Origin of the sequence: Rossellomorea vietnamensis (assembly GCF_001305855.1) — a bacterium.
Taxonomy (GTDB): Bacteria; Bacillota; Bacilli; order Bacillales; family Bacillaceae_B; genus Rossellomorea; species Rossellomorea vietnamensis_A.
Map to the genome: position 1 here is coordinate 63,456 of NZ_LIXZ01000009.1, position 24,175 is coordinate 87,630.

Consider the following 24,175-nt stretch of genomic DNA (forward strand, 5'->3'; position numbering starts at 1 on the left):
AAATAAATTAGCTTTGTATTTCATTTTTGTTGCATTTCCTTCTAGTCATTCTCTCTCATGACACATTTTGCTAAAATGAAAGTAATAACAGAAAGGACGGATGATATGTTGAAAGCCCACTATTTCTTTGCCCTTTCCCTGTCAGAGGAAACGAAAAAGTATATTAACGCATGCATGGAGCCGATGAGGCTTGGGGACTCGTTCAAGAAGTGGGTCTACCCGGAGGATTATCACCTGACCCTTGCCTTTTTAGGGAGTGCGGATGAACTCGGGCCGGTCATGGATAAAGTGGGGAGGTTGACGCATCCTTCTTTTCCATTGACCTTGAGCGGGTTTGGTACGTTCGGAAAGGGTGATTCCCCGAGAATCCTGTGGATGGGGGTCGAGCTTTCCGGGTTGCTGCACCGTCTCAGGGACCTTGTGTATGGTGCATGTGAAGAAGCGGGCTTTCAATTGGATCTGAGACCATTTTCACCTCATATCACAGTGGGGCGGAAATGGAGTGAGGAGTATTCCTTTACCCATGAGTGGCTGGATCGATTCCAGCCCGCTGATCGCCATACGTTTACTGCAACAGAAGTGGTATTATATCAAACACACCCGGACCGGCTGCCTAAGTATGAAGCCGTCCAGACCATACCTTTACAGACAAATTGACCGACACGAAAGGACGATTCTTATGGCACAGCTCATTAAACTTCAAGATTATGTTTCACGATACGAAACGGATTTATATAGATATCCTTCCCAATTTGTCCGATTAAAAAAGCAGCAATGGGAAAAAATGAAACAACATTGGGAGAATGGAGATCTGCCAAAGCCATCCCCACCCGTACAGGAATGGGCTGATGAAGAGAAGGACTCCATGAAAGACAAGCTCTTTTCCCTTTTTAAGAAGAAAGAGGATGAAGAAGAAGAAACGATTCCAGAGCCGAGTGATGAAGACCTCCATTTGGATATGGATGTAAGTCAGGATATCCACTCGGAAGAGGAATTGAAGGCGTCCTTTTTGAACCTTGTATTTGATTTTCAGCTGAGATGGGCTAGTTCCACAATTATGGAGAAATCCTATGTGGATAACAGCTATCATTATGACGAACGATTACGGTATCTTCTTCAACGCTTCCCGGATAATATTTTCGTCATGTATAACCCCGTCCTGAAAATAAAAAATGCACCCGTCGAACTGGAAACGGTCCTGATCACACCTACAGGCATATGGTGTTTAACCTTTCTCGAGTTTGAAGAGGGAACCGCCTATATCGGTTCAGGCGAGCGGTTCTGGGTAAAAAAATGGGGGGATGGGGAAGAAAAGGTGTTGAATCCCCTTATCGGGTTGAAAAGGATGGAGAGAATCGTCCATCAGATCATGCGTTATGCCGGGGTGGAACTTCCTATTTACCAAGCCGTCATAAGCAGGAATGGTTACATAGATTATCCCCAATCCCCAGTCGGGATACAGTTTCTGGATAAACGGATACACCATGAATGGTTCCAGCAGCAGCGTTCAAGCTCTTCACCGATCAAGAGTGTCCAGCTGAAAGCGGCTCAGGCCATTATGGAGTATTGTCAAACGACATCCTTCAAGAGGCTGCAGTGGGAAGCGGCGTCAGAAGAGTAGCCGGCGGTTTTGAGAAGACGCGTATAGGGTATATTCTTTCAAATAGCGGATGATTGACTACTTCATATAAAACAAGCATATACCTTACTAAAGGATCAAATCCAGAGATGGGAAATGAAACCGTGAACAGCGGAGCAAATACGTATGTAGCGAATAATATAAGGTAGCGGTCATTCTAACGAAAACGGTTCTTAAAGAGGGCAGAGAGTCGGAAAATGTTAAACAAAAGTGGGTGGCAGAAGTGTTAGTCATTAGCAGGCAATATGACGCGTTTTTAGATACATTCAATGAAATTACCATGATCCTTCCATACGATTATCATGAAGGGAATTCGAATCACTTCACCCTGATCAAGGATGATGAAAAGATCGCTCTTCATATCGAAGAGAAGATTCCCCTGAACGATGCCATGAAATATGTGACGACCATTCAGAGTGAAAAGGTCACCCTGGGCGTTCCATATGAAATCGTCGACGAACATGGTACAACGACAGACCTTCAGATCGGTGCGGTCATACGGACCGAAGAATTTGATCAAAGGTACTATTACAATGGAAATGACCTCGGTGTGACGTATCAGGATGGATGCACCGTATTCAAGGTATGGGCCCCGACAGCGACAGAGGTTCGGTTGAAGCTCAAATCACCCGATGATGAAGAAACCCAATACCCGTATACGAGAATGAAAGACGGTGTATGGGAATGCCGGGTGGATTCCGATATAGAAGGCTATTTGTATTCGATCCTCCCGTGCATCAATCTCGTTTGGGATGAGCTGATAGACCCTTATGCGAAAGCGGTCTCATTGAATAGTGAATGGGGCTGTGTCATCAATCCCCGGGAAAAGATTGCTCCACTCGCACCATTGGCCTCGCCGACGGATAGCGTGATTTACGAATTGAATATCAGGGATTTCTCTGCCCAAAAAGAGAGCGGGATGAAGTTTCGGGGGAAGTACAGCGCCTTTACGGAAAAAGGAACGAAGACACCGAAAGGATTCTCGAGCGGGATACAGTACTTGAAGGAGCTCGGCGTCACACATGTGGAACTGCTTCCTGTGAACGACTTTGACGGTGTGACGGATAACCCTTCAGGCACCTCCTATAACTGGGGGTACAATCCGTTATTTTTCAATGCACCTGAAGGGAGTTACAGCTTAAAGCCTGAAGATCCATATGAACGGATCAGGGAATTGAAAGCTGTGATCCAAAGCCTTCACGATGAGAATATCAGGGTCATTCAGGACGTGGTCTACAACCACGTGTTCATCCGTGAAGATTCATCTTTTGAAAAACTCGTACCCGGGTATTTTTTCCGGCATGATGAAAATGGCTTACCGTCAAACGGGACGGGGGTAGGGAATGACTTCGCCTCAGAACGTCTCATGGCAAGAAAGTTCATTGTCGATTCGATTCTTTATTGGATGAAAGAATACGGGGTCGACGGTTTCCGTTTTGATTTAATGGGGATCCTGGACGTCAAGACGATGACCGTGATCCGTGAAGAAGTGGATAAAGTGCTGCCTGGAGCGATTTTAATAGGAGAAGGCTGGGATTTGAATACGCCCCTCCCTCCCCACCAAAAAGCCAATCTCCGGAATGCCCATCATCTTCAGGGAATCGGACAATTCAATGATTGGTTCAGGGATACCATTAAAGGAAGTACATTTAATTTGTATGACAAGGGCTTTGCCCTCGGTCACGGACACCTCGAACAGAAGGTGGAGCTCGTCCTCACCGGCAGCATCGGGATGAAGAGCGGGGAACGGGGACTCTTCAAAGAACCAGCTCAATCCGTCAACTATGTAGAGTCCCATGATAATCATACGTTGTGGGACAAAATGAAGGCGTGCATGAATGAAGAAGAAGAAACTCTCAAGGCAAGGCACAAATTAGCGACCACGATGGTCCTCTTGTCTCAAGGCATCCCGTTTCTCCATGCAGGGCAGGAATTCTTCAGAACGAAAAAGGGAATCGAGAACAGCTATAACTCACCGGTAGAAATCAATCAGCTGGATTGGGTCAGAAGAGAAGAATACGATGAAGTGGTCCGGTATGTGAAAGGTCTGATCCAGATACGGAAAAGTCACGGGGCCTTCCGGTTTCCAAAGGGTGATTTGATCCGGGAGCATGTAAAAGTGTCTCACAGCAAGACGAATCTCGTGGATGTCACCTATCAGAATGTCCATCCATATGGTCCGTGGGATGAGATCCTCATGGTCTTTCACTCGGATACAAAACCATGCGAGTATGTTCTCTCTGAAGGAAAACAATGGATCTGTTTATCGGATGGAAATCAGGCAAGCGTAAGCGGCCTGTATGATGTGAAGGAGACTTCCATCACCCTCCGGCCGGTGTCTTCCTATGTATTTGTAAGGTAACCATTCATTCCAGTGCTTGACGAAAACGCAAGATGACGATAAAATCGTAAACAGATGGCTATTGATTTGTATTGCCCAATAGCTGTCTTTTTTATTTTATAAGACTCTTTTAATAAGAAACCAACATGATACAAAAGAACCTATAAACGTGAACATATAAACATGACAAAGGACCAATAGAAGGTGAATATATTGGAACACTTATTTGACCAAGATTGGGAAATAGTCCCTGCAGGCGGTGCTACGGGAGAAGCGTTCTTTGCTCAGTATCAGGAGCAGAGGTTATTTCTGAAGCGTAATTCTTCCCCTTTTGTGGCTGTTTTATCAGCTGAAGGAATCGTGCCCAAGCTTGTCTGGACAAAACGAATGGAAAACGGGGACGTCATCACGGCACAACACTGGTTAAATGGGAGAGAGTTAAAGCCCGAAGAGATGAAGGATGAACGGGTGGCGAGGCTGTTGAACAAGATCCACTCCTCGAAACCTCTTTCAACCATGCTTGAACGGCTTGGAAAAGAACCGTTTCAACCGGAGCATATGCTGACGGAAGTGGAGACGGGACTCGAGTTCGATCTTCTTTCATTGCCTGTCATCCGGGAGGCGCTTTCATTTCTTCAAAAGGAGCTTATGGAAGTACAACAGGATGAATATGTGGTCTGTCACGGAGACGTCAACCATAACAACTGGCTGTTGTCGGATTACAACCAGTTGTATTTAATCGACTGGGACGGAGCGATGATCGCAGATCCGGCCTTTGATGTAGGATTGCTGTTATACTGGTATATCCCTGAAGCTCAGTGGGAAAGCTGGCTGACCCAATATGGTGCAGAGCTGACGGATAACTTGAAGCTGCGCATGAAATGGTATGTTGTTGCCCAGACGATCCTATCCATCCAATGGCATAAAGGGAAAGCGCGTTTCCACGAAATGAATCACTGGATTCAATATTTACACAAGGTGATATGAATCAGGAATAGCTGTTCATATCCGTGACCCATTGGGACAGGTTTTGTTTATTCGTCGTAATATGGTCCGTTAAGTCAGATGAAGAAATCCCGCTTTGACTGTACTGATAAATTTCCTGTAAAACGGGTTTCACGTTTTCATGAATATCGGCATTGACCATCAATGACTTGACCAACCGTTCAACCTGCTCACATTCCGAAACCGAACCGCAGCAATCCGTTGAATGATTGCTTAATATATCTGATAATAACTGCATTTGATTCTGTGAATTTAAAGGCATCGAATACACCCTTTCATTTTTCGTATGGTTGAATGAAACACGTACATTCTAAAGGTCCCTTCAAATGACCAGACCCAAAAAGGAATTCACTACTAGTGTGTGAATTCCTTTTTCAATTATGCGCCCTTTTTTGAGGGACGGACCTCCAAGCGGTGCTCCATTCCATTTTTGGCTCTTGCATAGGACAGGGAGTCATGGTATGGTTTTTTCGATAATAAAAAATTGAGGTGTCTACATGCGTTTACGTCATAAACCATGGGCTTCTGAGAAAATCAGTGATCATCCACAGTATGTTGTGGCAGAACCCCAGGAGAAAAAAGGTCAATGGAACAAAGAATTCGGCAATGATAACCCGATCCATATCGAGGTAGGGACAGGGAAAGGTCAATTCGTCACGGAAATGGCCAGGGCCAATCCGGACGTTAATTATATAGGAATTGAGTTATATGAAAGTGTCATCGTGACGGCTCTTGATCGCCTGATCGAAGCGGAACTTCCGAACGTTAAGCTGTTGAATGTCGATGCGAAGAATCTGACGGAATACTTCGAAGCAGGGGAAGTGGACAGGGTCTATCTGAACTTCTCTGACCCATGGCCGAAAAACCGCCATGAAAAACGCCGCCTGACGTACAAGGACTTCTTATCCATGTATGAACAAATTCTGATCAAGGGCGGGGAAATCCACTTTAAGACCGATAATCAAGGATTATTCGAGTACTCCTTAATGAGTTTCTCATGGTACGGACTTCATCTGAACTTCTTAAGCCTCGACCTTCATAACAGTGAATTCGAAGGCAACATCATGACAGAATACGAAGAAAAATTCTCAGCCAAAGGGCAAAGAATCTACCGCGTCGAAGCCCAGTTTCAAAATCAATAAAGGTACGAAAACAGCCCTGTGAATCCGCAGGGCTGTTTTGATTGCCAAGACCTACTCCTACAAGTTGTCCGTGTATTCTGATAAAATGAAAGGGTATGAACAAAGGAGGAGTCAGGATGGAAACGTTGAAAGTTGGAGATTTAACGATACACTGGTTGAACGGCGGTGTGACTCACATGGACGGGGGAGCCATGTTTGGGGTGGTTCCGAAGCCACTCTGGTCAAAAAAATATGCCGTCAATGAAAACAACCAGATCGAATTGCGGACCGACCCCCTTTTCTTTCAGTGGGAAGGGAAAAATGTCTTGATCGAATCAGGGATCGGCAAAGGAAAACTGAATGATAAACAAAAGCGTAACTACGGTGTGCATGAAGAATCGGATATTGAAGCATCCCTTGCATCCCTTGGTTTTACGCCAGACGATATAGATGTGGTCTTGATGACGCATATGCACTTTGACCATGCATGCGGATTGACGAAGGTGGAGGGAGAGGAACTGGTTCCTGTCTTCCCGAATGCCGTCATCTACACCTCTCAGGTGGAATGGGATGAGATGAGGAATCCCAATGTGCGTTCCCGCAATACATACTGGAAGGAAAATTGGGAAAGCATTCAATCACAAGTGGAAACGTTTAAAGACGAGATGGAAGTCCTTCCAGGGATCAAGATGGTTCACACCGGCGGTCACAGTGACGGCCATTCGATCATCCTCATAGAGCAAGGCGGGGAGACGTTCATTCATATGGCAGATATCATGCCGACTCATGCACATAAGAATCCTTTATGGGTACTAGCATATGATGACTATCCGATGACGTCCATCGGGGCAAAAGAAAAATGGATAGGGAAAGCGATTGAAGGAGAGTACTGGTTCCTTTTCTATCATGATGCGGTATATAGAGGCATCAAGTGGAATAGAGACGGGGAAATCATTGATAAGGTAATGAGGGAAAAATAAGAAAAGGATGATCCCGGAGTGTATCGGGATCATCCCATTTTTTTACGCTAAAGGATATACATCCACCACTGTACCGGTATACGCATCGGCTACGAACTCATACTGCTCGAGTTCGCCGTCTTTTCGTCTTGATATACCACCTTTATATACTTTGGTGCTGACAGAGTGCTTCTGATAGTCTTCAGGCTTCATCCCGATCCATGAACCATCGATGCTGCCCTCTTTTTTGAATAAATGTTTGACGTCTCTTAATACTTTTTCAGCAGAAATCAGGCGTGAATCATCCAGCTTGTCTTTAAGTAGATATCCGCCCGCTGCTCCGATTCCAAGTCCAAATACGAAAGATTTCCAGTTCATCCTTTATTCCCTCCACAGGCTGATTTTACGTGCGGGAAGCCCCGGACCGTCCATCCGGTCCCTGAGAGCCTACCCGGCATTGATCGATAATTTATTATTCTTAAGTACATTCTATCAAAGAAAACAGAAAAAAGAGAACTGCTTTTATTCTCAATAGGTGGTAAGAGGTGCGAAAGTTCTGTAAAATAAGATTATACATACAGCAGATTTTATATAAAAGGGGCATAAGACATGAAACAAGATACGTTAGAGTTATTTAAGACATTGACTGAATTACAGGGAGCTCCAGGTAATGAGCATGCGGTTCGTGCATTCATGAAAGAACATTTATCCCGATACTCTGATGAAATCGTGCAAGATCGATTAGGAGGGGTATTCGGTGTGAGAAAAGGCAGCGAGCAGGATCCCGTTGTCATGGTTGCCGGGCATATGGATGAAGTGGGCTTCATGGTTACATCGATCACAGACAATGGGATGATCCGTTTTCAAACCCTTGGCGGCTGGTGGAGCCAGGTACTGCTCGCTCAGCGGGTCCAGATCATGACGGATAACGGACCGGTGACAGGTGTGATCGGAAGTATACCGCCTCACCTATTAGGGGAAGAGCAGCGCCGGAAACCGATGGACATCAAGAATATGCTCATTGATATCGGTGCGGATGATCGGGAAAATGCACGTGAAATCGGAATCAAACCAGGGCAGCAGATTGTACCGATCTGTCCGTTCACCCCAATGGCAAACGAGAAGAAGATCCTTGCCAAAGCCTGGGATAACCGCTATGGATGCGGATTATCCATTGAATTATTAAAAGAGCTACAGGGCGTAACCCTCCCTAACACCCTATACTCCGGTGCGACGGTTCAGGAGGAAGTCGGACTGCGCGGTGCACAGACGGCTGCCAATATGATAGATCCCGATATTTTCTTTGCCCTCGATGCAAGTCCTGCAAATGATATGTCAGGGGATAAGAATGAATTTGGTCAGCTTGGAAAAGGGGCGCTGTTACGCATACTTGACCGTTCCATGGTGACGCACAGGGGCATAAGGGAATTTGTACTGGATACAGCGGAGTCAAACGACATTCCGTATCAGTACTTTGTCTCTCAAGGCGGGACAGACGCCGGGAGAGTTCACATGTCCAATGAAGGAGTCCCGAGTGCGGTAGTGGGAATCTGTTCGAGATATATCCATACTCACGCGTCCATGATTCATGTAGATGATTATGCGGCTGCCAAAGAGCTGATCGTCAAGTTAGTGAAAGAGTGTGACCGCTCGACCATCGAGACCATTAAATCCAATGGATGATCACTACTAGAAAAATAGGAAAGGGCTGTCTCATTCAATACGAGTTGGGACAGCTTTTTTATAGAGAGAAAAAAGGGCGATTGTCAGGCCTTTTAAGAAATGAGGTATGAATTTGTTGAATATAGCAATCGGAACAACGAATCCTGCAAAGGTGCAAGCGATACAAAAGGCGTTCGGGGAGCAATACAATGAGGTTCAGTTCCAGTGCCTGAAAACCGAATCCCGTGTAAGTGAGCAGCCCATGACCGATCAGGAAACGATTGAAGGGGCATTAAACCGCGCCAAAAATGTTCTCAAGGAGACAGATAGTGACGTAGGGATCGGCCTTGAAGGGGGAGTTTCAGAATCCCTCTATGGCATGTTCGTCTGTAACTGGGGGGCGCTCGTCGACCGGCAGGGGAACGAAATCATCGGCGGCGGTGCCAGGATCTCCCTGCCTGCAGAGATCAGCCGGGAGTTAAAGAAGGGGAAAGAGCTTGGTCCCTTAATGGATGAGTATACCCAGCGTACGGGAATCAGAAAGAAAGAAGGGGCCGTAGGGGTATTCACCAATGGACTCGTCACAAGAGAAACGATGTTCCATCACGTCGTTCAGCTCCTGCTTGGTCAGTGGCAATACCGGACGAAATAATCTGAAGTATAAATGTCCTTCAAAGGTACTTGGCCCATACCAAATTCACCGTTCCTTCATAGGATGGAGTATATCAGACTTTCTATTATCTGATAAATTCTTTCTAAGGAGGTTAGAATTTATGGGATGCAACTATTGTAATGACCGAGTTGGAGGACGCCGGGATGATCGTGATGATCGTGATGATCGTCGTCATGATCGTCGGGACGATCGCTTCTGTTGCGACTGGGATAAATTCCTGTTTGGGGACAGAAGAAGATGCAATTTGTTTGGGGCGAATGATGATCGCAGACGATGCGGATGCGGAAGAGACAATGTCAGAGGAGCAGAAGACCGGAACAGAGGCTGCAGAGGCAGAAGAGGCGATGAAGACAACCATCGAAACTGCGGATGCAAAAGAAGACACAGAAACTGCTTGTGCAATCTATTCTGGTAAAAAAGGATTGAACTCCGTTTTTAAACGGGGTTCTTTTTTGTACAAAACAAAAAACCCCCCTGAAATCATTCAGAGGGATCGATCAATTATTTTACACCTTTCATCGCCCGTTGAATCATAGGGGAGATGAGGAATAGGATAACAGCGAGCGCGATTGCCATTCCACCGATTGAACCAAAGTAAAGTGTTTCATTTTCAGGTGAATAGAAGCGGACAAGCTGTGCATTCAGAGCCTGTGCACCTGCAGAAGCCAGGAACCAGAGACTCATCGTTTGAGCTGAGAACGCTTCCGGGGCAAGCTTTGTTGTAGCTGACAGACCGACCGGTGATAAGCAAAGTTCACCAAGAACAACGATGAAGTAACTTAGCACAAGCCATAATGGATTAACCAGTGAACCTTCTCCACCCATTTGTGCAGGCAGCAGGATCACTAAGAAAGATAAACCGGCAAACAATAGACCGAATGAGAATTTCTTCGGAATGGATGGCTGACGGTCACCCAATTTCACCCACATCCATGCAAATACTGGAGCTAAAAGGATGATAAATAATGGGTTCAATGACTGGAACCATGCAGGAGAGATGGAAATCCCCATGAAATCAAGCTGTGTACGCTTGTCTGCATAAGCGGCAAGGATAGTTGAACCTTGTTCCTGGATCGACCAGAACATCACTGCTGAAATAAATAATGGAATATACGCTAATACTCTTGAACGTTCCGTTGCCGATGTTTTCGGACTATAGTACATCACAATAAAGTAGATGGTTGGAACGACGATACCAAAGATTCCGACAATATTGATGAATACGTCTAATGTAAATAAACCTGCAGGAATTGTAGTACCTAAGATAATTGCCAATGCGACTACGACTGCACCAACGATTAATCCGTATTTCTTCTTTTCGCGGGCATTAAGCGGGTTTGGAACATATGTACCCGCAAGGCCAAGATTCTTTTTCTTCGTTAACATGAATACGACAAGACCTAAGAACATACCGATTGCGGCTACTGCGAATCCCCAGTGGAAACCTTTCGATTCCATCAGGCTTCCTACGATCAGTGGAGCGATGAAAGCACCTAAGTTGATACCCATGTAGAAAATACTGAATGCCGCATCACGGCGGGTATCATTTTCACTGTACATTTCACCTACAACAGTGGAAACATTCGGTTTTAATAAACCTGTTCCGATAACAATCAATACCATTGAAACAAAGAACAGAGATAAGCTCCCTGGAAATGATAAAGCAATGTGACCAAACATGATGAATATTCCACCGAAGAAGACGGCTTTCGACGTTCCGAATATCCTATCAGCCAGCCAGCCTCCGATGACCCCGGACATATACACGAGTGAACCATAAATGGACATGATGGCTAAAGCTGTACTTTCCTCTAGACCCAGACCACCTTTTGAAACTTCATAGTACATGTAGAATACGAGGATGGCACGCATTCCATAATAGGAAAAGCGCTCCCAAAATTCCGTGAAGAATAAAGTGAATAATCCCTTTGGATGTCCGAAGAATCCTTTTTGAGGGACACTATCCACAATTTTCTGTTTATTCATTGATGACATGTTACTACCTCCCTTATTCTTTTACTATAATATTTTAATATTTTCTTAAAGTCAAAAAAAGTTTGCAAATGGTTAATTATAACATAAAATTTCTATAGATTGCTAATATTATATTATTTTTAAATAGTGAAAATAATTAGGTCTTTTGTTCCCGCCTTTTCATACATAAAAAGAGCCTTCAGCTTTGAAGCTGAAGGCTTTTTTGGGGAATGTCATTATTCGGTGTCAAAAACGTAAGAAAGAGTCTTAAGTGCCTGGTCAATGGACGTTACTGTGACATTCGCCTTATTTGTAAGCTCTTTCAATGGGTGATGAAGTTTTTCCGGGCGAATGAGGATCAGGGGCTTTTGTAGGGTAATGGCCGTACTCGCGTCCATCGCCGTGTTCCATTGCTTATATTCTTCTCCGAATAAAGCAATCACCACATCGGATTTCTTCATAAGCAATTCCGTTCTGAAATTATTGATGGCAGAAGCAGCTTCATCCCGGAAAATCTTATTCGGCTGTTCACCGAGGATTTCTTCCCCGACCGAATCGGAACGGTCATGATTTTCCATGGGACCGACGAACTGAAGGGGGAGTCTCAGGGCTTTTGCTTTCTCTTTTAATTCGTTCCTCCAGGAGCTATGTATCTCTCCGGCTAAATACACGGTTAATTCCATACTGATCACCTTCCTATTTTTAGTCATCTTATCATAAATACCCTTTCGAAGGTAATTCAACCACCTTTCCCATGAAAAAGGTGGAATTTCTTTTTGGAAGGGTTGCCATCCGGGACTTTGTGAGGGTATCATAAGCGTAGGTCCTAAGTATGAAAGGGAGGGAAATCGAGGATGAAAACCGCACCATCGATCATTTTCTTTATACTATTGCTTATTTTAGCAGGATGCAATACATCGATCGACCAGGAAAAAGAGGAGACGGCAGGCGTGGTGGAGGGAGCACTGAACTCCAATGAGAAAGCCGGTGAAGACGCTGGGAACATCAGCTTTTATCTCCCGTTTGGTGCCAAGATAGAAAAAGAATCTCCTTATAATATCATTATTTCAAAAAGCTCCGATACGTTTATACTTTTCACGAACCCTCAAGAAGATAAGGATAGTGAACTTCTATATAAAATGGCTATTAATGACAAAGAGAGTCTTGTGAAGCATGGGACTTTTAAAGAAGACAACCGCTTAGGATATTATGTCATTAAGGAATTGCCGGATACAGAAGAATACGAACTTACTGTAGGAGTGGGCGGAACGAAAGTAACAACTCAGTCAGAAATGAAAGACTTGGCGGATAACGCGGAAATGATGATGAAAATCGCAGCTTCAGTCAAACACAACTAGATAGATATCGACCGGTTTTTTTCTGCGGGAGCAGGGAGGGGCCGGTCTTTTTTTATGGGTTTAGAATAGATGAACAATAAGAAAATGAAAAGCTGATCATACTGAAGGGTAAAAATAATAGACAAATCAAACATGTGTCTTTACACTAGTAAAAGGAAAGGTATACAGAGGAGTGAGGGGCATGAGAGGGTATTTAGAGAGAAAAGGCGTTACGTTATCGGCGAAGACGTATTTTATAGATGCTTTAAGTTATATGGCACTGGGGTTGTTCAGCTCGTTGATCATTGGATTGATCATCAAGACAATCGGAGAGCAGCTTCCCCTTCCAGCAGGGTTAAGTGAATTCTTCATAGAGATGGGGACACTTGCCATCAGCTTGATGGGCCCGGCGATCGGTGTGGCGATTGCCTTTGGGCTTGGGGCACCGCCGCTGGTCATATTCGCTGCAGTGGTGACAGGGGCTGCGGGAGCCACCCTTGGAGGACCGGCGGGAGCGTATGTAGCGGCAGTCCTATCCACAGAAATTGGAAAGCTGGTCAGTAAGACAACGAAAATAGATATTATCGTGACGCCATTTGTCATGATTTTTGCAGGATTCACGGTCGCTTACTTCATCGGTCCCGGAATCGCAGACTTTATGAGTATGTTTGGAAGCTGGATCAGCTGGGCGACGGAGCAGAGACCGATCATCATGGGCATCCTTGTTGCGGCCCTCATGGGTCTTGCCCTGACTGCCCCGATTTCAAGTGCAGCCATTACGTTGATGCTTGATTTGAACGGGGTCGCTGCCGGTGCCGCCACGATTGGCTGCGCCGCTCAAATGGTTGGATTTGCCGTCATCAGTTATAGGGAGAACAGGGTGGGCGGATTATTCGCCCAGGGAATCGGGACTTCCATGTTACAAGTCCCGAATATCGTCCGAAATCCCCTTATCCTCATTCCCCCGAGTGTTGCAGGCATGATTCTCGCTCCCATCGGCACGACCGTTTGGCTGATGGAAAACAATGCAGCAGGAGCCGGTATGGGGACGAGCGGATTTGTCGGACAGATCATGACGTTTAAAACGATGGGATTCAGCTGGGATGTCACAATGAAAATCCTTCTGTTGCATTTTGTTGGACCTGCCTTCATAAGCCTGTTAATATCTGAATATATGCGTAAACTAGGTTGGATCAAACCCAACCAAATGACGATTGAAACAGGGGGCAAATAAAATGCGTAAACTTGAATCAGTGGAAGAATTCCACCAGTTGAAAGAAAGCGGGAAGCATGTATTCATGTTTTCAGCCGACTGGTGTCCGGATTGCCGAATCATCGAACCGATCCTGCCGGAAATCGAAAGTGAGTACGGAGACTATACATTCTTATATGTAGATAGAGATCAATTCATTGACCTGTGCATTGAGCTTGATATCTTCGGAATCCCGAGCTTCATCGCCTACGGAGACGGCCGTGAACTTGGACGCTTCGTAAGCAAAGACCGGAAATCAAAAGAACAAATCGAGGACTTCATGAACTCATTAGCTTCATAACTAACAGCAGAGGGGATCTCCTGAAAAACGGGATCCCTTTTCTTTTTCCCCAAAACAAAAGGTTCCTTTTGTAATCTCGCCATTTTCATGTAAAATGTTATAAGTGAATCATCTATCGAGAGAGGGAAGAGGTCGATTACTTTCCATTAAAAGGACGGTCTTTTTGCTTTCCGGGATTTAGTACAAAAGAATAGTGAGTTTGGTTTTATTTAGATTTTATAAAGTTGATTGAAGCGGAAGGTGCTCGACTCCGACGGGAATAGCGGGAAAGCCTGAAAAGCGGAGGTGGCTTGCTCAGCCCCGACAAGCATAAGATGAATGGGCTAAGAAGGCGTTCTTTTGCCTTCTTGGACCATTTAGCTTATGACCTCGAGGGGCTAGCCACCGTAGCTGGATCTTGAGACCCCGCAGGGCAATGCCCGAGGAGGCTCAACTCACGCCCCGCGGAAAGCGAGCACCTGCAGCGGAAATCAACAACCACTCTCTACTGTAAAATATATTTTAGAAAAAAGTCTAAATATAAGAATAAAGGAGGATCAGATTTGGACATTAAAAAGCTAAAAAGTATACTCCAGGAACGATTAGAGAAACCAAATCGTACGTTTACATATGATCGGGATAAAGATTCACTACGAATTGAAAACACCACTACGAAAAAAGGGATCACCGTCGCCCTGCCGCCGATCGTATCAAAATGGAAAGAAAATAATAAATCCATCATTGATGAAGTGGTTTATTACGTAGAAGAAGCGTTAAATGTCATGGGAACCGAAGCGGATCTTGCTAGTAAACAGAAGAAGGTCTTTCCTGTCATCCGTTCCACCTCTTTTGCAACAGAATCCAATGACGGGGTTGCCCTCGTCACAGACGACCATACAGCTGAAACGCGTATCTACTATGCTGTTGATTTAGGGAAAACCTACCGATTGTTGGATGAAAACATGCTGAAGGCTGAAGGATGGACTCATGAGCAAATGAAGGAGACTGCCCTTTTCAATGTCAGAAGCCTGTCAACAGACATGAAGAAGGATGAAGTAGCGGGGAACATCTTCTATTTTCTGAACAATAATGATGGATACGATGCCAGCCGCATCTTGAATGACGCCTTCTTAAAACAAGTAAGCAAGGATGTGCAGGGTGAGATGACGGTATCGGTCCCCCATCAGGATGTATTAGTCATCGGGGATATCCGCAATGAAACGGGCTATGACGTCCTTGCCCAGATGACGATGAGTTTCTTTACGACAGGAAATGTACCGATTACAGCATTATCCTTTGTATATGAAGAAGGGGAACTCGAACCGATCTTCATTTTGGCAAAAAATCGCAAAAAGGAAAGGGAGAAAAAATGATGAACGTATTTTATAACTTGGAAGGCATTGGTGATACCCTGATCGTTACACTGGATCCGGGCTTTGAAGGAGAAGTTCAACACGAAAGAAAAGAAGACGCAGCACGTTTATACGATGAGAAAACAGGGAAAACACTCGGCTATAACCTATTCCATGCATCTAAGTATATAAGTGTAAGTGAAGTGGGACCTGTCGAAATGAATGATGAGAAGCTCCAATTGATCAATGAAGCCATCAAGAAGAACGGTTTCGATGAAGTATTGGAAGCAGACTTTTCTCCAAAGTTCGTGGTAGGCTATGTGTCAGAAAAAGAAAAGCATCCGAATGCGGACAAGCTAAACATTTGTACCGTGGATGTCGGGGAAGAAACCCTGCAAATCGTCTGTGGTGCACCTAACGTTGACAAAGGGCAAAAAGTCGTTGTCGCGAAAGTGGGAGCAGTCATGCCAAGCGGAATGGTCATCAAGGATGCAGAACTCCGCGGAGTCGCATCATCAGGCATGATCTGCTCTGCCAAAGAACTTTCCCTTCCCGACGCACCACAAGAAAAGGGTATCCTCGTCCTTGAAGACACCTACCAAGTAGGTCAACCCTTCACAGCATAAAAACATATACCTGGGTCCGGAGTGTGGGCTCAGGTATTTTTGTTTATTTTTCAGTTTACTTTGTGAATGAATAAGGTGGAAATATTCAGATGATAACGACGGGTTATTGGATTTTTTACAGGTTTCTAAGGTTTTAACCGATAATTCGTAAGTTGATTGAAGCGGAAGGTGCTCGACTCCTGCGGGAATAGCGGGAAAGTTGAGACCCCACAGGGCTTTAGCCCGAGGAGGCTCAACTCACGCCCCGCGGAAAGCGAGCACCTGCAGCGGAAATCAACCAGCACACACTCATGTGACGAAACTACGTATTACATTCTCTTTACACCTATGTTTATTTCGACACAATCCTTTAACAATTCTCTAATTCTATCGAAATGACTCGAATTTTTCTCTTTACCTGATAAAATAAATAGTAAGTATGAAAGAAAGAGTGATGTTTGTGAGCTGGATTAAAAAAATATTTGGTAAATTATCAGATAATGATGAACAATTTGAAGAGTACTATGATGATACCCACGACGATATTCAAGAGCCGAAACCGACAAAGGCTGAACGTAAACATATAGCAGCGCCAAATCATTCACGTGATGTAGAAGCAAGGATGACCTACCAATACCCTAAAGGGAATTTCCGATTTCCCCTTATATCAGACGGGGAAAACAGGGAGCGTCCGCGGCGAGCACAAAGAAATCAAGAAAGAGAAGAAAGAGAAAGAGAAAGAGAAAGAGAAAGAGAGAAGCCTAAAGAGCAGGAGCAGCAGCAGCCGAAGAATCGAAACCAATCTTCGGGCAGCCGGAAATGGAAAGAAGAGAACCAGTCCACTCCCGTCAAGCCAAAGAAAGCGACAAAGGTGGAAAAAGGAAACAGCCGACCATTTACGCCAACGGAGATTCCATCCCCCATCTATGGTTTTAGAGGAAGGCCGGTTAAGAAAGAAGAAAGTGTCGAATATGAGCTGAATAAGTTTTTACATAATGAAGAAGAGAGAAAAGAAGCAGTCATCGATCAAAAAGCTCTATCGATCGTAGAGGATTCCCTTCCTGTTGTCGAAAAAGCGCCTGTCATTGCGACTGAGCCAGAGGCTAAAGTCCCTGTACAGTCGCTTACGGAAGAAGTGGAAGAAAGCAGCCAGCCGGTAGACCAACCTGTTCAAGTGGAAGAGATACAAGCCCAACGAATGGATGAAACGGAACAAAATGTTGACGGAATCACGGACAGTCCCCCGACAACAAGTGAGCGTATTTCACTTATAAATGAACCTGATCCAGTTGAAGAAGAACCAGAGATGTTAGTACATCGTGATGAAATCCAAGAGGCAGGTCCGTCCCTTGTTAGCGAAACAATGGAGACAGCCGAACCCGTACAGGAAATACCAGCTGGCGAACCGGAGCATTCCCGACAAGAAACGGTAGTCTTGGAATCGGTGGATGAAGAAGTACCGGATGCTAATGAGAAGCATGTCGAGCCGGTGGCTGAAGAAAATCAGGTAGAAGAGGAACCTGAAGCGACCGAATCTTCAGAACCGATCAAGAAAGAACCGGAAAGAAGGAAGAGATCGCATCTTCCTTTTAACGTATTGATGCTTAAACAAGATAAGCGGCAGATGGATACCCGCCGATCGTCCGCTCGTACGGAAGGTGCCCCTTCAATGGAGAGACAGGGAACCACTGAACAAACCGAACAGAAACCTCCTGTTCAAGAGGCACGTGTTGAAGAATCCGCTGAAGACGTGCAGCGTCCGGAAGAAAGGCCGTCTCAACAGACACAGGTCCAGGGAGAAGAAGCGGTAAAGAGCTACAGTGAATTAAGTTCGTCATCGAAACGGACGCGGGACTATGTCTTCCCGAAAGTGGATTATTTGACGCCTCCCGTATCAAAGGAAATGAGTGAAGAGTGGCTGGATTCCCAAAGACTATTACTCGACGAGACCCTGCATAATTTCAACGTCAGGGCAAAAGTGGTGAATGTCACCCAGGGGCCGTCGGTCACCCGTTTTGAAGTGCAGCCTGAACCAGGGGTGAAGGTCAATAAGATTACGAATCTGACAGACGATATCAAGCTGAGTCTGGCAGCCAAGGATATCCGGATGGAAGCGCCGATCCCGGGTAAACACACAATCGGTATCGAGGTGCCGAACAGGGAGAGCCGTCCGGTATGCATCAGTGAAGTGATTGCCAGTCCTGCGTTCCAAGAACCGTCTTCACCATTGACCGCCGCTCTTGGATTGGATATTTCCGGCCAGCCCATCGTGACGGATCTGAGTAAGATGCCCCATGGTCTCATCGCCGGAGCGACCGGTTCGGGTAAAAGTGTATGTATCAATTCGATTCTCGTCAGTCTTCTATACAAGTCATCTCCGGATGAATTGAAGATGCTCCTCATTGACCCCAAGATGGTCGAACTTGCACCGTATAACCGGATCCCTCACTTGGTGAGCCCGGTGATCACCGATGTGAAAGCAGCGACCGCCGCCCTTAAATGGGCCGTGGAGGAGATGGAAAGACGATATGAATTGTTTGCCCACACGGGGGTAAGGGATATCAAGCGCTTCAACGAACTCGCCAAGCGGAATAAACAGTACAGCGATATGCTTCCTTACCTGGTGATTGTCATCGATGAGCTCGCGGATTTGATGATGACGTCGCCGGCAGACGTGGAAGAAGCCATTTGCCGGATTGCCCAGAAAGCGCGTGCATGCGGTATACACTTGATCATTGCCACCCAGCGTCCTTCTGTTGACGTTATCACAGGATTGATCAAAGCCAATGTACCGACAAGGGTCGCTTTTTCCGTTTCTTCAAGCGTTGACTCAAGGACGATCATCGATGGCAGCGGGGCTGAACGCCTGCTCGGTAAAGGGGATATGCTATTCCTTGAGAATGGTTCATCCAAACCTGTCCGGTTGCAGGGTACGTTCGTATCAGATGACGAAATCGATGACATCATCCGCCATGTAAGGGATCAGCGGGAACCGGATTACCTCTTCCAACAAGATGAATTGATCAAGAAAGCACAGGTTACGGAGGAAGAGGACGACTTATTTTTAGAAGCATGTGAGTTTGTCGTCGATCAGGGCGGGGCATCGGCCTCAAGCCTGCAGCGCCGATTCAGAATCGGTTATAACCGGGCCGCAAGATTGATGGAAATGATGGAGAGTAATGGAATCATTTCCGAGTCCAGAGGCAGTAAACCAAGGGATGTCCTCATTTCCGAAAGTGAATTGGAGACACTCGCATAGACTAGTACAAACATTTAATACATGGTATTCTGTTTATATCTGTCCGATAAGGACGAATGTAAACAGAATACCTATTCTTTTTGTGTAGGAAGAGCCATAAGGAGCACTAGTGATGAAAGAAATCGAATTGAAACTTCAAGGAAAACTCAACAGGTTGACCAATCATACATTCAAGTTTGATGAAAGAATCAAGGATGGCTGGTTCTCAGCTGTCTATTTTTTAAAAACGAAGGAAATTGCGAAGAAACATAAACCGGATGCAGTCATCACCATGCAATTCTTTCAAAAGACACATGCCGTGATTTGTGGAACGGATGAAGTCATCGCCCTTCTGCATACATTCGCTGATAACCCGCAGAATCTTGAGATACATTCCCTAAAGGATGGGGACCAGATCTCTCCGTTTGAAACCGTGCTGACCATCAAGGGCCGTTATCAGGACTTTGGATATCTAGAAGGCATCATCGACGGAATCCTTGCGAGAAGAACGTCTGTTGCGACGAGCGTTTACAATGTGATGAAAGCTGCTTCTTTATCGGGTAAACAGAAGCCAGTCATCTTTATGGGAGACCGTGACGATCATTTTACCCAACAGGCTGGAGACGGTTATGCTGCTTTCATAGGTGGCTCTACAGCCCAGGCGACCCATGCCATGAATGAATGGTGGGGAAAAAAAGGGATGGGGACGATGCCTCATGCCCTCATTCAATTATTCAATGGGGATATCGTAGAAGCAACGAAAGCGTACAAGGAAACATTCCCGGAGGACGAGCTCATTACCCTGGTTGATTACAATAATGATGTCATTACTGACTCATTGAAGGTCGCAAGAGAGTTTGGCCAGGAATTAAAAGGGGTAAGGGTAGATACATCAAGAATGATGATCGATAAATATTTCCTTCGTAATCAACATGTGCTGGGAACCTTTGATCCGCGCGGGGTCAATATGCAGCTCATCAATGCATTGAGAGATGCTTTGGACGAGGAAGGGTACCGCCACGTCAAGATTGTCGTGTCGGGCGGCTTTAATGAAGACCGCATACGTCAGTTTGAGGAAAATCAAGTTCCAGTCGATATGTACGGAGTCGGAAGCAGTCTTCTGAAGATCCATGTTGGATTTACAGGGGACAACGTCGTCATCGACGGTTCCCCGGAAGCTAAGGCAGGAAGGAAGCTTCGTCCGAACCCCCGACTGGAAAAAGTAGAATTCGAATAGGTGAGAACATGCAAGAACAGCAAAGCACGTTAGATCTTGAACGGTTCAGGCAGAAAAAGCAGAAGATCGCCGAGGATCATATTGAGGACCTCTACAGGAAAGCGTATGAGTTCGCTTTGAAGGAAACGAATATAAGAGAAAAAGTACGGGCTAAAATGCTTTTCTCTAAACGGTTTCTTCAACACGATGAGGCCCGCTTGGAGGCTGGAGTGGAGAAATTGTTTCAAGAATGGTTCCTATTTGATTATAAGACCATCAAGGGGCAGACCCTATTCTTTCAATTTCTTCAGTCACACCCCCTTCAGGAATCAACCAAACTCCTTGGTGCCGTCGTATTGACGGCTGCCTGGGAACCCGTCATAGTGAAAGAAAAAGAGGGACGGACCTTACGCTGTCAAACGATCGTTCAGGGAGATGAAGTGATTGTTAAAATGAACCCTGATTGGATAGAAAAGGAAATAATTGAAGAACAGGTCTATTTCGTGAGGAAAGTCCCGCTGGTCGTTCATCAGTGGATCTTAGGTCCCGTTTTTCCCGTGAAATCAATGGACGTGATAGCAAATCTGCAAACACACTATAGTCAAATGAATCAAAAAACTGGGGTATTATGGAGAACGTTTTTAAAGGAAGAAGCGCCAAACTTCATTCTCCCAAGTCTTTCGTAGCTTCTTCATGGTCAGGGATTTCAAAAAATGATATAATGTTTCAAGTTGAAGAAAGTACGCTTTTTTCTATACTCAATATCGAAAGCTAAAGACCGATGGCAAAATAAATATAGATTTCATATAATGCTTTTAGATAGACGATTGTTGGAGGTTCTATTATGACGATATATCATTTCGTAGGAATAAAGGGGTCGGGCATGAGTGCATTAGCCCAGATACTCCACGATATGGACTACGAGGTCCAAGGATCTGACGTAGATAAGTATTTCTTTACTCAGAAGGCTCTGGATGAATCAAATATAAAAATACTACCTTTCCAAAAAGAAAACATTGGAGGGGATATGCATGTGATCGCAGGGAATGCTTTCCCTGACACGCATGAAGAAATACAAGCTGCCGTTGAACAAGGACTGCCTGTCACCAGATATCATAAATTTCTTGGTGACTTCATGCAGGAATTCACAAGTGTTGCCGTAACGGGTGCTCACGGAAAAACATCGACAACCGGTCTACTGGCACATGTCATCAGTGGCGCCAAGCCGACTTCCTTCCTGATTGGGGATGGAACCGGTAAAGGCGAAGTGGATGCGAATTACTTTGTATTCGAAGCATGTGAGTACAGACGACACTTCCTGTCTTATTTCCCTGACTATGCCATCATGACGAACATCGATTTCGATCATCCCGACTATTTTGCCAATGTGGATGACGTGTTCTCTGCGTTCCAGGAGATGGCCATGCAGGTGAAAAAAGGGATTATCGCATGCGGGGATGACGAGCAGTTACAAAAGATCCAGGCACAGGTGCCGGTGGTATTTTACGGCTTTGCCGAGGAAAACGACTTCCAGGCGAGAAACGTATCACGGGACAGAACAGGTACATCATTTGATGTGTTTGTGCGCAATGAATTTTATGCAGCATTCAAAATCCCGACATTCGGTGACCATAACATCATGAACGCCTTATCCGTCATTGCCATTTGTCATTACGAAGAGCTTGATACAGCCATCGTTCAAGAACGACTGAGCACATTTAAAGGGGTCAAGCGCCGTTTCTCTGAAAAAGAAGTGGGCTCACAGATCCTGATCGATGACTACGCTCATCATCCGACTGAAATCAAGGCAACCGTTGATTCGGCAAGACAGAAATATCCGGAAAAAGAGATCATTGCTGTCTTCCAGCCTCACACATTTACACGTACGCAGACCTTCCTGACAGAGTTTGCCGAAACGCTAAGTCTTGCGGACAAAGTGTACTTATGTGAAATCTTCGGTTCCGCAAGGGAAAACCACGGGAAACTTTCCATCCACGATCTTGAAAGTAAAATCGAAGGATGCGAAATCATAGACGAACAAGATACGACCGCTTTACTCAAACATGAAAACGCCGTACTGATTTTCATGGGGGCGGGAGACGTACAAAAGTTCCAACAAGCATATGAGCACACACTTGAGGGACAATTGAAAGAAGAGAATTAATCGATGAAGCCGGTTCCTATGGGAGCCGGTTTTTTTGCAAAATAAAGCCACCGTCATAACCTTGACGGTGGCTCCAACATTCTTATTTCAAATTCTCCGGATTCAACACTTCAAGCTCTTCGATGACAAACCTTCCATCTTTTCGAATCAATACATCATCGAAATAGATTTCGCCGCCGCCATACTCAGGACGCTGGATCATCACCATATCCCAGTGGATGTTCGAGTGGTTTCCGTTATATGCCTCTTCATAGCATTCACCCGGTGTGAAGTGGAAGCTGCCGTCAATTTTCTCATCAAAGAGGATGTCCTGCATCGGATGCTGGATGAACGGATTCACTCCGATGGCGAATTCCCCTACATATCGTGCCCCTTCATCCGTATCAAAGATCTTGTTGATCCGGTCTGTATCGTTCGCAGTGGCTTCGACAATCTTTCCTTCTTTGAATGTCAATTTGACGTTTTCGAACGTAAACCCGTTATATGGAGATGGCGTATTGTAGGAAATCACGCCGTTTACCGAATCCTTCACTGGTGCACTGTACACCTCACCATCAGGAATGTTCAGGCGTCCCGCACACTTCACTGCAGGAATGTCCTTGATGGAGAAAGTAAGGTCCGTCCCTTCACCGACAAGGCGGACTTTATCTGTGTTGTTCATGAGTTCGACGAGGTTATCCATCGCTTTGTCCATTTTGCTGTAATCCAGGTTGCAGACATCGAAGTAAAAGTCTTCAAAGCCTTCTGTGCTCATGTTGGCGAGCTGTGCCATGGACGCAGTAGGGTAGCGGAGCACGACCCACTTCTTCTTAGGAACGCGGATTTCCCTATGTACTTTCTTCCCAATCGTGTTTCCATGGATCTTCATTTTTTCGTCCGGCACATCAGACTGCTCGCTGATGTTATCACCTGCACGTAAACCGATGTATGCATCCATCTGCTCCATGACATTTGCTTCGAAGCTTGCGATCATATCAAACTGCTCTTCCTGAGCGCCCATTAATAAGGCGCGGTCGACTGCATGATCTTTGATGGATACGAAGGGATGTCCTCCTGCTGCATACGCTTCTTTCACGAGAGCCGTCACCAGTTCACGCTGCAATCCGAAGTTTTCGATCAGCACTTTTTCTCCAGGCTGTAATTGGACTGAATATTGAATTAAATTTTTTGCCAGTTTTTCAATACGTGGATCTTTCATTTCATTTTCCCCCTTATATGTAGTCTTTTTTATTGTACCCTAAAATGCACAGGCATGACTTGACCAAAATGTGAAATGCTAAAACATGAAAAAAATTATTTATTTTTCATGCAGGAAAATGGTTTGGGGAGGAAGAAATACTAGTATAATGTTTATTTG

Annotated in this window: 23 protein-coding genes; 18 read left to right on the forward strand and 5 right to left on the reverse strand. The window is 45.3% G+C overall.

All coding sequences use genetic code 11. The annotated features are described in order from the left end of the window. The first annotated feature begins 105 nt into the window (after positions 1 to 105). From thpR to AM506_RS13135, 4 genes are all read left to right on the forward strand, one after another. Positions 106 to 657 (forward strand): RNA 2',3'-cyclic phosphodiesterase, encoded by a 552-nt coding sequence (gene thpR, locus AM506_RS13120; protein WP_060672937.1) that lies wholly within the window; start codon positions 106 to 108, stop codon positions 655 to 657. Between the two features lie 22 nt (positions 658 to 679). Further along, positions 680 to 1,621: a nuclease-related domain-containing protein gene (locus AM506_RS13125; protein ID WP_060672938.1), complete on the forward strand. Its 942-nt coding sequence runs from the start codon at positions 680 to 682 to the stop codon at positions 1,619 to 1,621. A 241-nt stretch (positions 1,622 to 1,862) separates the two neighbouring features. After that, a complete protein-coding gene (gene pulA / locus AM506_RS13130) occupies positions 1,863 to 4,001 on the forward strand; it encodes a type I pullulanase (RefSeq protein WP_060673008.1) in 2,139 nt (712 codons plus the stop codon). A gap of 192 nt (positions 4,002 to 4,193) precedes the next feature. Beyond that, on the forward strand, positions 4,194 to 4,967 hold the full coding sequence (locus tag AM506_RS13135) for a phosphotransferase family protein (protein WP_060672939.1): 774 nt from the start codon (positions 4,194 to 4,196) through the stop codon (positions 4,965 to 4,967). Position 4,968: 1 nt separating this feature from the next. On the opposite strand, the gene AM506_RS13140 is transcribed toward AM506_RS13135, so the two are convergent. Beyond that, the gene (locus AM506_RS13140; protein ID WP_060672940.1) at positions 4,969 to 5,247 is read right to left on the reverse strand and encodes a YtzH-like family protein; all 279 of its coding nucleotides are present in this window, start codon (positions 5,245 to 5,247) and stop codon (positions 4,969 to 4,971) included. Between the two features lie 235 nt (positions 5,248 to 5,482). Here AM506_RS13140 and trmB point away from each other — a divergent pair, with 235 nt between their 5' ends. Both trmB and AM506_RS13150 read left to right on the forward strand, forming a co-directional pair. Beyond that, on the forward strand, positions 5,483 to 6,127 hold the full coding sequence (gene trmB, locus AM506_RS13145) for a tRNA (guanosine(46)-N7)-methyltransferase TrmB (protein ID WP_060672941.1): 645 nt from the start codon (positions 5,483 to 5,485) through the stop codon (positions 6,125 to 6,127). 116 nt (positions 6,128 to 6,243) lie between these two features. Beyond that, on the forward strand, positions 6,244 to 7,086 hold the full coding sequence (locus AM506_RS13150; RefSeq protein WP_060672942.1) for a YtnP family quorum-quenching lactonase: 843 nt from the start codon (positions 6,244 to 6,246) through the stop codon (positions 7,084 to 7,086). 42 nt (positions 7,087 to 7,128) lie between these two features. Here the strand turns inward: AM506_RS13150 and AM506_RS13155 are convergent, their stop codons facing one another. Beyond that, entirely contained in the window at positions 7,129 to 7,443 is a 315-nt protein-coding gene (locus tag AM506_RS13155) for a PepSY domain-containing protein (protein ID WP_060672943.1), read from the reverse strand. A 231-nt stretch (positions 7,444 to 7,674) separates the two neighbouring features. Between AM506_RS13155 and AM506_RS13160 the strand changes: the two genes are divergently transcribed. The 3 genes from AM506_RS13160 (at position 7,675) to AM506_RS13170 (ending at position 9,936) form a co-directional block, all read left to right on the forward strand. Next, entirely contained in the window at positions 7,675 to 8,748 is a 1,074-nt protein-coding gene (locus tag AM506_RS13160) for a M42 family metallopeptidase (RefSeq protein WP_060672944.1), read from the forward strand. Positions 8,749 to 8,854: 106 nt separating this feature from the next. Beyond that, entirely contained in the window at positions 8,855 to 9,379 is a 525-nt protein-coding gene (locus tag AM506_RS13165) for a DUF84 family protein (RefSeq protein WP_060672945.1), read from the forward strand. Between the two features lie 140 nt (positions 9,380 to 9,519). Continuing rightward, entirely contained in the window at positions 9,520 to 9,936 is a 417-nt protein-coding gene (locus AM506_RS13170) for a hypothetical protein (RefSeq protein WP_060672946.1), read from the forward strand. On the opposite strand, the gene AM506_RS13175 is transcribed toward AM506_RS13170, so the two are convergent. Both AM506_RS13175 and AM506_RS13180 read right to left on the reverse strand, forming a co-directional pair. Continuing rightward, the gene (locus AM506_RS13175) at positions 9,902 to 11,395 is read right to left on the reverse strand and encodes a peptide MFS transporter (protein ID WP_060672947.1); all 1,494 of its coding nucleotides are present in this window, start codon (positions 11,393 to 11,395) and stop codon (positions 9,902 to 9,904) included. The two genes, AM506_RS13170 and AM506_RS13175, sit on opposite strands and share 35 nt — an antisense overlap. A 215-nt stretch (positions 11,396 to 11,610) precedes the next feature. Continuing rightward, positions 11,611 to 12,057, reverse strand: coding sequence for a YtoQ family protein (locus AM506_RS13180; protein WP_060672948.1), 447 nt, complete (start codon positions 12,055 to 12,057; stop codon positions 11,611 to 11,613). 171 nt (positions 12,058 to 12,228) lie between these two features. Here AM506_RS13180 and AM506_RS13185 point away from each other — a divergent pair, with 171 nt between their 5' ends. From AM506_RS13185 to murC, 9 genes are all read left to right on the forward strand, one after another. Beyond that, positions 12,229 to 12,732, forward strand: a complete 504-nt coding sequence (locus tag AM506_RS13185) for a hypothetical protein (protein ID WP_060672949.1) — start codon at positions 12,229 to 12,231, stop codon at positions 12,730 to 12,732. A gap of 181 nt (positions 12,733 to 12,913) precedes the next feature. After that, a complete protein-coding gene (locus tag AM506_RS13190; RefSeq protein ID WP_060672950.1) occupies positions 12,914 to 13,945 on the forward strand; it encodes a PTS transporter subunit IIC in 1,032 nt (343 codons plus the stop codon). A gap of 1 nt (position 13,946) precedes the next feature. Further along, positions 13,947 to 14,264: a thioredoxin family protein gene (locus AM506_RS13195; RefSeq protein WP_060672951.1), complete on the forward strand. Its 318-nt coding sequence runs from the start codon at positions 13,947 to 13,949 to the stop codon at positions 14,262 to 14,264. Between the two features lie 542 nt (positions 14,265 to 14,806). Continuing rightward, positions 14,807 to 15,616, forward strand: coding sequence for a DUF1444 domain-containing protein (locus tag AM506_RS13200; protein ID WP_060672952.1), 810 nt, complete (start codon positions 14,807 to 14,809; stop codon positions 15,614 to 15,616). Beyond that, complete coding sequence (gene ytpR / locus AM506_RS13205; protein ID WP_060672953.1) at positions 15,616 to 16,221, forward strand: YtpR family tRNA-binding protein; 606 nt, start codon at positions 15,616 to 15,618, stop codon at positions 16,219 to 16,221. The genes AM506_RS13200 and ytpR overlap by 1 nt, the downstream gene beginning before the upstream one ends. A gap of 439 nt (positions 16,222 to 16,660) precedes the next feature. Next, positions 16,661 to 19,459: a DNA translocase FtsK gene (locus AM506_RS13210; RefSeq protein WP_060672954.1), complete on the forward strand. Its 2,799-nt coding sequence runs from the start codon at positions 16,661 to 16,663 to the stop codon at positions 19,457 to 19,459. Between the two features lie 112 nt (positions 19,460 to 19,571). Continuing rightward, positions 19,572 to 20,675, forward strand: a complete 1,104-nt coding sequence (locus AM506_RS13215) for a nicotinate phosphoribosyltransferase (protein ID WP_060672955.1) — start codon at positions 19,572 to 19,574, stop codon at positions 20,673 to 20,675. An 8-nt stretch (positions 20,676 to 20,683) separates the two neighbouring features. After that, positions 20,684 to 21,340 (forward strand): hypothetical protein, encoded by a 657-nt coding sequence (locus tag AM506_RS13220; RefSeq protein WP_060672956.1) that lies wholly within the window; start codon positions 20,684 to 20,686, stop codon positions 21,338 to 21,340. Positions 21,341 to 21,498: 158 nt separating this feature from the next. Further along, the gene (gene murC / locus AM506_RS13225; protein WP_060672957.1) at positions 21,499 to 22,818 is read left to right on the forward strand and encodes a UDP-N-acetylmuramate--L-alanine ligase; all 1,320 of its coding nucleotides are present in this window, start codon (positions 21,499 to 21,501) and stop codon (positions 22,816 to 22,818) included. An 82-nt stretch (positions 22,819 to 22,900) separates the two neighbouring features. Here murC and AM506_RS13230 read toward each other — a convergent pair whose 3' ends face one another. Then, a complete protein-coding gene (locus tag AM506_RS13230; protein WP_060672958.1) occupies positions 22,901 to 24,016 on the reverse strand; it encodes an aminopeptidase in 1,116 nt (371 codons plus the stop codon). Positions 24,017 to 24,175: the final 159 nt, after the last annotated feature.

Bases quoted from the DNA above. Each gene is read 5' to 3' on its own strand.
- thpR (WP_060672937.1), top strand. From the start codon at position 106: ATGTTGAAAGCCCACTATTTCTTTGCCCTTTCCCTGTCAGAGGAAACG.
- AM506_RS13125 (WP_060672938.1), top strand. From the start codon at position 680: ATGGCACAGCTCATTAAACTTCAAGATTATGTTTCACGATACGAAACG.
- AM506_RS13140 (WP_060672940.1), bottom strand. From the start codon at position 5,247: ATGCCTTTAAATTCACAGAATCAAATGCAGTTATTATCAGATATATTA.
- trmB (WP_060672941.1), top strand. From the start codon at position 5,483: ATGCGTTTACGTCATAAACCATGGGCTTCTGAGAAAATCAGTGATCAT.
- AM506_RS13150 (WP_060672942.1), top strand. From the start codon at position 6,244: ATGGAAACGTTGAAAGTTGGAGATTTAACGATACACTGGTTGAACGGC.
- AM506_RS13155 (WP_060672943.1), bottom strand. From the start codon at position 7,443: ATGAACTGGAAATCTTTCGTATTTGGACTTGGAATCGGAGCAGCGGGC.
- AM506_RS13160 (WP_060672944.1), top strand. From the start codon at position 7,675: ATGAAACAAGATACGTTAGAGTTATTTAAGACATTGACTGAATTACAG.
- AM506_RS13165 (WP_060672945.1), top strand. From the start codon at position 8,855: ATGAATTTGTTGAATATAGCAATCGGAACAACGAATCCTGCAAAGGTG.
- AM506_RS13170 (WP_060672946.1), top strand. From the start codon at position 9,520: ATGACCGAGTTGGAGGACGCCGGGATGATCGTGATGATCGTGATGATC.
- AM506_RS13175 (WP_060672947.1), bottom strand. From the start codon at position 11,395: ATGTCATCAATGAATAAACAGAAAATTGTGGATAGTGTCCCTCAAAAA.
- AM506_RS13180 (WP_060672948.1), bottom strand. From the start codon at position 12,057: ATGGAATTAACCGTGTATTTAGCCGGAGAGATACATAGCTCCTGGAGG.
- AM506_RS13185 (WP_060672949.1), top strand. From the start codon at position 12,229: ATGAAAACCGCACCATCGATCATTTTCTTTATACTATTGCTTATTTTA.
- AM506_RS13190 (WP_060672950.1), top strand. From the start codon at position 12,914: ATGAGAGGGTATTTAGAGAGAAAAGGCGTTACGTTATCGGCGAAGACG.
- AM506_RS13195 (WP_060672951.1), top strand. From the start codon at position 13,947: ATGCGTAAACTTGAATCAGTGGAAGAATTCCACCAGTTGAAAGAAAGC.
- ytpR (WP_060672953.1), top strand. From the start codon at position 15,616: ATGAACGTATTTTATAACTTGGAAGGCATTGGTGATACCCTGATCGTT.
- AM506_RS13215 (WP_060672955.1), top strand. From the start codon at position 19,572: ATGAAAGAAATCGAATTGAAACTTCAAGGAAAACTCAACAGGTTGACC.
- AM506_RS13220 (WP_060672956.1), top strand. From the start codon at position 20,684: ATGCAAGAACAGCAAAGCACGTTAGATCTTGAACGGTTCAGGCAGAAA.
- murC (WP_060672957.1), top strand. From the start codon at position 21,499: ATGACGATATATCATTTCGTAGGAATAAAGGGGTCGGGCATGAGTGCA.
- AM506_RS13230 (WP_060672958.1), bottom strand. From the start codon at position 24,016: ATGAAAGATCCACGTATTGAAAAACTGGCAAAAAATTTAATTCAATAT.